The 9,849-nt window shown below is 35.7% G+C and carries 11 protein-coding genes and 1 tRNA gene; 6 read left to right on the forward strand and 6 right to left on the reverse strand.

Features of this window, described 5'->3' with window-relative positions; genetic code table 11:
- Positions 1-29: 29 nt before the first annotated feature.
- The 5 genes from gcvH to HME7025_RS06490 are packed head-to-tail and all read left to right on the forward strand — an operon-like array spanning position 30 to position 3,534.
- Positions 30-410, forward strand: coding sequence for a glycine cleavage system protein GcvH (gcvH, locus tag HME7025_RS06470; RefSeq protein WP_109322848.1), 381 nt, complete (start codon positions 30-32; stop codon positions 408-410).
- A gap of 43 nt (positions 411-453) precedes the next feature.
- On the forward strand, positions 454-1,737 hold the full coding sequence (locus HME7025_RS06475; RefSeq protein WP_109322849.1) for a dihydroorotase: 1,284 nt from the start codon (positions 454-456) through the stop codon (positions 1,735-1,737).
- Position 1,738: 1 nt separating this feature from the next.
- The gene (locus tag HME7025_RS06480; protein ID WP_109322850.1) at positions 1,739-2,260 is read left to right on the forward strand and encodes a hypothetical protein; all 522 of its coding nucleotides are present in this window, start codon (positions 1,739-1,741) and stop codon (positions 2,258-2,260) included.
- A 4-nt stretch (positions 2,261-2,264) separates the two neighbouring features.
- Positions 2,265-2,810, forward strand: a complete 546-nt coding sequence (locus HME7025_RS06485; protein ID WP_109322851.1) for a DUF4199 domain-containing protein — start codon at positions 2,265-2,267, stop codon at positions 2,808-2,810.
- Between the two features lie 4 nt (positions 2,811-2,814).
- On the forward strand, positions 2,815-3,534 hold the full coding sequence (locus HME7025_RS06490; protein ID WP_109322852.1) for an ABC transporter permease: 720 nt from the start codon (positions 2,815-2,817) through the stop codon (positions 3,532-3,534).
- On the opposite strand, the gene HME7025_RS06495 is transcribed toward HME7025_RS06490, so the two are convergent.
- The 6 genes from HME7025_RS06495 to HME7025_RS06520 are packed head-to-tail and all read right to left on the reverse strand — an operon-like array spanning position 3,527 to position 9,379.
- Positions 3,527-4,144, reverse strand: a complete 618-nt coding sequence (locus tag HME7025_RS06495; RefSeq protein WP_109322853.1) for an ABC transporter ATP-binding protein — start codon at positions 4,142-4,144, stop codon at positions 3,527-3,529. The genes HME7025_RS06490 and HME7025_RS06495 overlap by 8 nt on opposite strands.
- Positions 4,145-4,155: 11 nt before the next feature.
- Positions 4,156-4,926, reverse strand: a complete 771-nt coding sequence (gene lpxA / locus HME7025_RS06500; RefSeq protein ID WP_109322854.1) for an acyl-ACP--UDP-N-acetylglucosamine O-acyltransferase — start codon at positions 4,924-4,926, stop codon at positions 4,156-4,158.
- A gap of 8 nt (positions 4,927-4,934) precedes the next feature.
- Positions 4,935-6,329, reverse strand: coding sequence for a bifunctional UDP-3-O-[3-hydroxymyristoyl] N-acetylglucosamine deacetylase/3-hydroxyacyl-ACP dehydratase (locus HME7025_RS06505; RefSeq protein ID WP_109322855.1), 1,395 nt, complete (start codon positions 6,327-6,329; stop codon positions 4,935-4,937).
- Positions 6,330-6,346: 17 nt separating this feature from the next.
- Entirely contained in the window at positions 6,347-7,369 is a 1,023-nt protein-coding gene (lpxD, locus tag HME7025_RS06510) for a UDP-3-O-(3-hydroxymyristoyl)glucosamine N-acyltransferase (protein WP_109322856.1), read from the reverse strand.
- 46 nt (positions 7,370-7,415) lie between these two features.
- Positions 7,416-8,660, reverse strand: coding sequence for an HD domain-containing protein (locus tag HME7025_RS06515; RefSeq protein ID WP_109322857.1), 1,245 nt, complete (start codon positions 8,658-8,660; stop codon positions 7,416-7,418).
- A 5-nt stretch (positions 8,661-8,665) separates the two neighbouring features.
- On the reverse strand, positions 8,666-9,379 hold the full coding sequence (locus tag HME7025_RS06520; RefSeq protein WP_109322858.1) for a DUF1003 domain-containing protein: 714 nt from the start codon (positions 9,377-9,379) through the stop codon (positions 8,666-8,668).
- A 116-nt stretch (positions 9,380-9,495) separates the two neighbouring features.
- On the opposite strand from HME7025_RS06520, the gene HME7025_RS06525 reads away from it, so the two are divergent.
- Positions 9,496-9,569 (forward strand) — tRNA-Ile (locus HME7025_RS06525).
- Positions 9,570-9,849: the final 280 nt, after the last annotated feature.

Genomic DNA, 9,849 nt, shown 5'->3' on the forward strand with positions numbered 1-9,849 from the left:
ACCTTTGCGTAACAAATTAAACTAAAGACATGAATTTTCCAGAACAATTAAAATATACCCAAGAACACGAGTGGATTCGTTTAGAAGGAGATGTAGCAGTAGTAGGAATTACTGATTTTGCACAAAGTGAATTGGGAGATATTGTTTTTGTTGAGGTGGAAACAGTGGGTAAGAGTATTGCTAAAGATGCTGTTTTTGGAACGGTGGAAGCTGTTAAAACGGTATCTGATTTGTTTTTACCTGTTGCAGGTGAAGTGATCGAATTTAATACAGCCTTAAATAATAGTCCGGAATTAATCAATTCTGACCCTTTTGGTGAAGGATGGATTGTCAAAATAAAACCAAGTAATGTAGGTGATTTATCCGAATTAATGGATGTAGCCACCTATAAATCTTTTGTAGCACATTGATTTTAAAACCCTGATTTTCAGGGTTTTTTTTTATACCAAAGCCATGCGCATTTTATTTAAATCCATTTTAATTTTAGATAGTACTTCGTCGTATTTTCAACAAAAAGTTGACTTATTGGCTGAAAATGGTATTTGGAAGGAAATTGCTAGTTCCATTTCAAGTTCTGCAGATACGATTGTTGATTGCGAAAACTTAAGCTGGTATCCTTCAGTTGTCGATTTACGAGTTCATCATACATTACCTGGAGGTGAATTCAAGGAAGATTGGAATTCCTTACAAGCAGCGGCTTTACGTGGAGGTGTATTAGATTTGGCTCTTTTACCAACCGGAAATCCCGTGCCTCAGCAATCTGAAGCTATTAAGTTTATCAGGAATCAATCTCAAGGAGTAAATTATTATCCTATTGCTCCATTAACTATCGATAATAAAGGAGAAAATTTCACTGACTTATACGATTTACAGCTGGCAGGAGCACAGTGGTTTAGCCATGGTTCAGGTTCTTTACAGAATACTGATTTAATGGTCAAATGTTTGCAATACCTTCAGACTTTACCGGTTACCATGGTGAGTAGACCTGACACGGAGGGTTTATCGATGTACGGTCAAATTCATGAAGGACTTCAAAGTACATTAATGGGTTTAAAAGGTATTCCTGTTTTAACGGAAACTCTTTCCATAAAGCGCGATTTAGATTTGTTACGCTATGTTCAAAGTCATAGTTTTGGAAATGGGAGTGGGGGTTTTAAACTTCATTTTTCTTGTTTGTCTAGTAAGGAATCTGTGGCATTAATTAGACAAGCGAAGCAAGAAGGTTTATCTGTTTCTTCGGATGTAGCTATTCATCAATTGATATTTACAGAATCAGATTTAGCTGATTTTGATACCAATAAAAAGGTTAATCCTCCATTTAGAACACAAGAAGATCAAGATGCACTTTGGAATGGATTGCAAGATGGTACTATTGATGCCATTGTATCAGATCATCACCCTGTGGAAATAGAATTAAAAGAGATTGAGTTTGATCAAGCAAGCTTTGGGGTAGTCGGGTTAGAAACTTTATTATTGGCACTTTTGCAGGCTGCCAAACAAAGAAATATTTCATCAATTGATTCTTGGATTCATCACGGACCTGCAAAATTATTAGGAATTGAAGCTTCCCAATTAGGGCTTGGACTTATTTCTAAAGGAGTATTAGTTGAAAATAAGTCCATGGAGTTTCAGGAATCCATGATGCTTAGCAAATCTAAGAACTCAGTATTTTTGAATCATCGTTTTGATCACCAGATTGTAGGAGTCGTAAACGGTTCCATTTATACCTCGTTTTAATATGTTTTTAAACCTCAAACGCATACCAGAATTGGTCATCGCAGCTTTATTGGTTTTAGGGTTAATTTTAGTTTATTGCTATGTTTTGTACCAAAATGGGACTATTCCGATTGGTGGGAAAAAGGCTCCAAGCTATGTAATTGTTTTGTTTTTTCAGTGGTTTTTGGTGCAAAGAGGTATGAAACGACGCGACACACAGTCGGTTCATTTTTTGCATTTATTTGTTTACCAATATGTTTTTGTCATTTTGGTAAGTATATTGACTTATAGTTTTTTTTATTGGTTTTATCAATCAAGTGAAGGTTTAAACATTTTAAATGAATATATTCGATTGAGCTTAAGTGAATTGGCTCAATATCAAAAGGTTATCGTTCAGCAAGAAGGACAATCCTACTTTTTGGAATTGAAAAATAACATATCTCAAATTAATGCCTTTAGCATTGCGAAAGATGATTTTTTCCAAAAGTTAGCATTATCCTTTTTACCCAATCTACTTATATCATTATACTACAAACGTTCTTAAAACTATGGAAAATCAATCCGATGCTACACCTTCATCATCCTTAATTGCCTTAAAATGGGGTTTGATTGGGGGGACATTAAGCTTTTTATTTACTTTATTAACCAAGTATACAGGATTAGAAGATCAATTTTCAGAGTCACTAGGCTGGATTACTTTTTTGGCTACTTTATTAATTGATACATCGATTTTATTCCTGACTTTAAAAGAATTTAGAGAGCAAAATGCTGGATATTTAGGTTATAGCCAAGGTTTAGGAGTGTCCACCTTACTAGGAGCAATTTGGGGATTAGCTTCGGGAGCGTATAATTACATTTATTTAAATTTCATCGATACCACTGTACTTCAAAAACAATTGGATATAGCTCGTGAGAAGATGGAAGAGCAAGGATTGAGTGAAAGTCAAATTACAGAAGCAATGAAAGTATCTTCTATGATGATGGGCCCAGGAGTTCAATTTGTATTGATTGTATTGATGTCTACTTTATTTATCTTTTTATTGGGATTAATTGTTTCTGCCATTTTAAAGAAGGAGAAACCATTTTTTGAATAAATCTATGTGGGCTATTGTTCAAAAGGAATACCAATCATTTTTTAGTTCATTTATTGGTTTAGGGCTTATGTTAGCATTCTATTTGCTTACAGGCCTTTATACTTGGGTATTTGAAGGGAATGTCTTGGATTTTGGATTTGCGGAGTTAAGCGTTTTTTTTGAATTAGCCCCTTGGTTTTTCTTATTCTTTATCCCTGCTTTAAGTATGCGCTTGTTTTCTGAGGAATATGCTTTGAAAACCTTTGATCTACTTCGTTCTCTGCCAGTTTCAGATTGGGATATCCTGTTGGGGAAAGTGATAGGTACATTTGCAGTAGTATTGACATCACTAATTCCTACGCTCTTCTTTGTGTATTCTTTAGGAAGTTTAGGAAGTCCTCCAAGTAATTACGATTCAACATTAATTCTAGGGGGCTACATTTCCCTAATTTTATTAGGTTTATCCTTTGTTTGTTTAAGTGCATTTGCTTCTTCCTTAACGAATAAACAAGCCTTAGCCTTTGTGCTTGGTGTAGCATTTAACTTTATATGTTGGCAAGGTCCTCAAGAACTGGCTTTAATTCCTTTATTTGCCAATTTCGATATTGATCTATATAGCTTGAATTTCCACTATCGGAATATCTCCAAGGGGGTATTAGGCTTAGCAGATGTGGCTTATTTTGTGGGGTTCAATTTAGTAGTCATGGGACTACTGTTGTTTCGATTGAAACGGAAATTTATTTAAAGTCTAAGATCGATATTCTTTTTTCGCATAGAGTAATTTCTGCTTCTTCGTTGGAAGCTATTACGATCAATCGGTCTCTATTCTCTTGTATTTTTTGATAAAACCATTTTTTTGCTTTTTCATCCAAATTGGTGGTAGGTTCATCTAAAAATAGAAATGGCCTTTCGCCCAAAAGTGCCAAGCCCAATTTGATTTTTTGACGCATCCCAGAAGAATAGTTTTTTATGAACTTAGATTTGTCTGGCTGTAATTCTATGTAATCTTGAAATTGAGACAATGAAATTTGACTAGGTAAAGCTTTCAATTGAACGAGGAAATTCAATAGTTCAGTTAAGGTAAATTCCTCAATTAGCTCTACATATGGGGCTGCATAGGAAACTAAAGCATGGCATTGATCTGCTTCTATTTTAGATTGATTATCATGTAGGAATGATACTTGTCCTTTGCTAGGTAATGAGTATTGGGCTAATATGCGTAATAGGGTAGATTTTCCAGAACCATTGGGTCCAGTTAATGCATATGATTGACCAGATTCAAAGGAATAGGAAAAGGAGCGAACAACCCATTCTTGACGGAATTTTTTTTCAACATGTTCGGCAAGAATTTTCATGAATTGACGGTTTATCCTTTCATGATTCCGCGTTCGGAGTTACGAATAAAAGAAAGTATTTCATCTCTTTCTAAAGATGGACGAATCTGTTCTTCAATTTCTGATAAGGCAGTTTGGATATTCAATCCTTTCTGGTAGATATATCGATATATTTCTTGAATATCAGCGATTTGTTCATCTGAGAAATTCCTTCGTCTTAAACCAACAGAATTGATTCCTGCATAAGTTAGAGGTTCTCTTCCAGATTTAGTATAAGGAGGAACATCTTTACGAACAAGGGATCCACCAGAGATCATGACATGTTTACCAATACTAGCAAATTGGTGAATTGCAGTAGAGCCTCCAATGATGGCAAATTCTCCTACGGTAACATGACCAGCCATTTGAACCGAATTGGCTAAAATACAATTGTCGGCAATTTGACAATCATGAGCAATATGCACATAAGCCATGATTAGGCAATTTTTGCCCACGACGGTACGGTCTTTATCAACAGTACCTCGATTGATGGTTACACATTCTCGAATGGTAGTATTGTCGCCTATCTCTGCAGTTGTTTTTTCACCTCCAAATTTTAAATCTTGGGGGATAGCAGAAATAACTGCACCAGGGAAAATACGAACATTTTTTCCAATTCGAGCACCAGGGAAAATGGTTACATTTGACCCAATCCAAGTACCATCACCTATCTCAACATCTCCGTGTATCATGGTAAATGGATCAATTGTCACATTTTGGCCAATTTTTGCGGATGGATCTATATGTGTGAGCGGATATGTCATGGGTAAGATTATGATTTTCTAACTAAACTAGCGGTCATTTCTGCTTCGCAAACAACTTGTCCGGCTACATAGGCCTTACCTGTCATTTTAGCAATTCCTCTTCTAATAGGTGAAATTAATTCACAACGAAAGATAACAGTATCTCCAGGAATTACGCTTTTTCTGAATCGACAATTTTCAATACCGACTAAATATGGCCAATAGTTTTCTGGATCAGGAACGGAGCTAAGAACTAAAATGCCACCTGTTTGAGCCATAGCTTCTACTTGCATGACACCCGGCATAACTGGGTTATTGGGAAAATGGCCCATGAAATAGCTTTCATTCATGGTGACATTTTTAATTCCTACCACGCTATTTTCATCCAAATAAGTGATTTTGTCAATCATTTGGAACGGATAACGGTGAGGCAATAACTCATATATACGTTCGTGTGAACAAATAGGAGGTTGTTTAGGATCGTAAACTGGAACCTTGTTTTTCTCCGTTTCAAGCATTAATTTCTTGATCTTTTTAGCTAGTTCTACGTTAGACGCATGACCAGGTCTGGAAGCAAGAATTTGAGCTTTAATAGGTCTCCCTACTAAGGCTAAGTCACCCATTACATCCAATAATTTATGGCGAGCCATTTCATTATTGTAATGCAGGTTGGTATTATTTAAGATTCCCACTTCTTTGGAAATACTTACTTTAGGTTTTCCTAAAACTTCAGATAAATGGGATAACTCTTTTTCTGAATAATCACGATCTGCGATCACGATGGCATTACTTAAATCTCCACCTTGAATTAAGCCAGCTTTGTAAAGTACTTCTAATTCATGCACAAAACAGAAAGTTCTGCACATGGCGAATTGCTCTTTAAATTGAGAAACGTGCGTTAAATTAGCATGCTGGCTGGATAAGAATTTAGAATTATAATCCACCATTACGGCAATCCGGTAATCATTTAATGGAAGAGCAGCTAACTCAATACCTTTATCTAAATCCTTAAAACGGATTTCTTCAGGTAATTCAAAGAATTTACGATGAGCTTCTTGTTCTAAGGGAATAGCTTCTTCTAATGCTTCTACAAATTTGATGGAACTTCCATCCATGATTGGAGGTTCAGGGCCATCTAATTGTATTAAAATATTGTCAATTTCCATCCCCACCATGGCAGCCAAAACATGTTCTACTGTGTTTATACGCGCACCGTTGTGTTCAATGGTGGTACCTCTAGAAGTATCTACTACGTAATCAACATCAGCATCTGCAATCGGTTGATCGGGTAAATCGGTACGTTGAAATTTGATACCATGATTTGCTGGTGCTGGTAAAAAAGTCATAGTGGCTGTAACGCCAGTATGAAGACCCACTCCGCTTAGAGTGACAGATTTACTAATGGTGTGTTGCTTATTGTTCATACGAATCTAATGTCAAATTACTCAACTTTTATTGTTTGATTGATTTTTTCAAACAAGTCAGGTAATTGACGAATAAGTGCATTTCTTTTTAAATAATCTACATTAGGGGAGGCTGGTGTACCTCCAAGTGTTTGTCCAGGATTTTTAACAGTTTTAGTTACTCCAGATTGCGCTGTTACAATGGTATTTGGAGCTATGCTGATATGTCCAGCAACTCCTACTTGACCACCAATTAAACAATGATCTCCAATTTTTGTAGAGCCTGAAACACCCACTTGGGCAGCTATGGCTGTATTTTGGCCAACTTCCACATTATGAGCAATTTGTACTAAATTATCTATTTTAGAGCCTTTCCCTATTTTGGTTGAGCCCATGGTTGCTCGATCTATGGTGGTATTAGCACCAATACTCACATGATCTTCAATGATCACATTACCAAGTTGAGGAATGGTTGTAAATGTACCGTCTGGTTGAGGTGCAAAACCGAATCCATCAGAACCAATTACCGCATTGGCATGTATGGTACAATGATTACCTATGACCGTGTCTGGATATAAAATAACCCCAGGGTAGATCATGCAGTTTTCTCCAATTTTCACATTGACACCGATACTAACATTATTCATAATGCGAGTACCAGAACCGATTTTAGCATTTCGATTAATGCTCGTGAACGTTCCTACATAGATGTTTTCACCTAAAATAGCGCTTGGGTCAATGAAAGAGGGTTGTTGAATTCCTGTTTCATTGGATGCCATCATCTCTTGGTATTTTTGTAACAGAATGGTGAATGACAAATATGGGTCAGCAACACGTATTAGAGTGGCTAATGGCTTCTTTTTTAACGTTTGGTCCTGTGAAATGATGATGGCAGTCGCCTTCGAATCATATAAAAAAGCCTCGTACTTGGGATTAGCTAAAAACGAAATTGAACCTGATTTACCTTCCTCTATTTTGCTGAAATCTGAAATAATATCAGCTCCATTCCCATCTACTGTTCCTTGAATTAGTCCGGCAATTTGATCAACAGTAAATTTCATGCAGGGATGAATTGATTTTCAGGTAATAATGGAATTAGGTACGCAATCATCGTAATTCGCCTTGCAAATATACGCTCTTTGGGCAACAAAAATAGTATTTTTTTACAATCTTACTTAATGCTTGGATGGTCGGTAAGTCAGATGCTTCGAGTAACTCGACGACCTGCCCTTGTTTATCGACCATTTTGATGGTATTGTCCCCTTGTATGTAGGCAGCATTACTCGTTGAACCATCCACTACAAAATAGCCCACTTCCTCAGCAGTTATACCCAAACTTTTTTGAATCATTTGCTCAATTTCCAGTTTTTTAGTTCTTGGAATAGGTTGACTTCCTAATTTGCAAGTGAATAGTTTTCGGGTTAGAAATTGCTGACAAAGATTTTTTAGGATGATATCTTCTGCTGATTTCCAACTCTTTATGGCTGCCCAAACATCGTGATCATCTAAGTCTGTAAAGGCAATTAGTAAAGATTCTCTACTTGAAAACTCTTCCCAAGTATACACTTTGCTTAAAAATGTAAATAAGGGTGTAGAACATTCTAATTGTACACCTGAATTAATTAAATATTTGGCTCTACGTAATATTTGAATCAACATGCTTTCTGCAGCAATGGCGGTTTTGTGTAAATACACTTGCCAATACATGAGCCTCCTTGCCATCAAGAAATTTTCGATGGAATAAATCCCTTTTTCTTCTAAAACTAATTTTTCATTGACTAAATCCAACATAGACAAGAGCCTTTCCGAACCAATGAATCCTTCTCGAACCCCGGTGTAAAAGGAATCTCGACTTAAATAATCCAATCGATCGACATCCAATTGACTAGAAATTAATTGGTGAAAAAATGGACGGTGGTATTCATCTGAAAACATTTGAATGGCTAAATCTAATCTACCCTCAAAATGCTTATTTAAAGTAGCCATCAGTATTTGTGAAATGGCCTCATGATGGACATTTTCTAATAAGGTATATTCCAATACATGAGAAAATGGACCATGGCCAATGTCGTGCAAGAGGATGGCGATTTCTGCGGCTTCTCTTTCCTCTTCAGATATTGGGTATCCTTTAGCTTGTAGATTATTGAGTGCTTGATCCATTAAATGCATGGCACCCAAGGCATGATGAAATCGAGTATGATGGGCACCTGGATAAACAAATTCGGCTAATCCCAATTGTTTGATGCGCTTTAATCGTTGAAAATACGGGTGATCAATGAGTTTTAATATGAATGGGTTATTGATTTTAATAAAGCCATAAATAGGGTCATTGATAATTTTAGTTGGGTACATAGTGTTTAGCGGACTTTCTTATCTTTTACCAAATTGGTTATTTCATTTAACATTTCAACTTGGATGTTTTGTATTTCAAGCAATTCTTGTTGCTGATGCATCATTAAATGATCTATTTTCTCATTTAGCAAGCGTATTTCTAATTCTGATTTCAAATTGATTAAATAATCTTTCTTTGATCTTTCTCGATCTCTCTCTTCTTGTCTATTTTGGCTCATCATAATCACAGGTGCTTGCAAAGAAGCAATACAGGATAAAATCAGATTTAATAGAATAAAAGGATAAGGGTCAAAACCTTTATTTAAAAATAAATAGACATTGACTAAAATCCATAAGGCTAAAAATACAAAGAAGGAAATGATAAAACGCCAACTACCACCAAAAGAGGCTACTTTATCCGCTATTATTTGACCAGTGGTTAAATCTCCAAAATCTTCCATGTCCACAGCTTGGGTAATTAAACGGTGGTCTGCTTCATTTTTGATGACTACTTGTTCTAAAGCGGTTAAATCACCCGATTCCTTTTTAAGAAAATCTGATAAATAAATTTGCCGGAATATGTTCAATTCGCTTAAAGCTAAATTGCTTTCTGAGTTGAATTTGGGGTAGTCTCTTTGAATTAATTGTAAAATCCCTTCTTGAATATTAGTCCCATTAACTAATTCTGAAATAGGGTAAATTTTCTTGGATAGATCGCTGATGAACGTTTTTGTTTTCATGGTTGAAAATGGATGGGACCAAGCTAGTTTGAACCTTAAATTATAAATTTATAAAGGAAATTAGTTAAAAAGCTCTTGATTATTTAATTTTGCAGCTCGTTGAAGCAATTCAATGCGGACTTGTAGCTCAGTTGGTTAGAGCATCTGACTCATAATCAGGGGGTCCATGGTTCGAGCCCATGCTGGTCCACCCCATGTAAAAAAGCAACACCTTGAAAAGGGTGTTGCTTTTTTTTTGCCAAAAATGGAAAAATCATTTTTCCATCTTACAAATGAAAAGCAAAATCAATCCTAGAATTGGAAGGATATATATGTAAAAAGATGATTAATAATATTTTTTATTAATTACCGTAAAATAAAGCAAATTGTAAAATAGGCCAATACTAATGATATAGACTAATTAGACTATTATGTTCTCAATTTAAAATAGTCGACGGCTTTAGTAAATTAATTTAATAAATTTGCTCATT

This window comes from Aquirufa nivalisilvae (assembly GCF_003143535.1).
Classification (GTDB): Bacteria; Bacteroidota; Bacteroidia; order Cytophagales; family Spirosomataceae; genus Aquirufa; species Aquirufa nivalisilvae.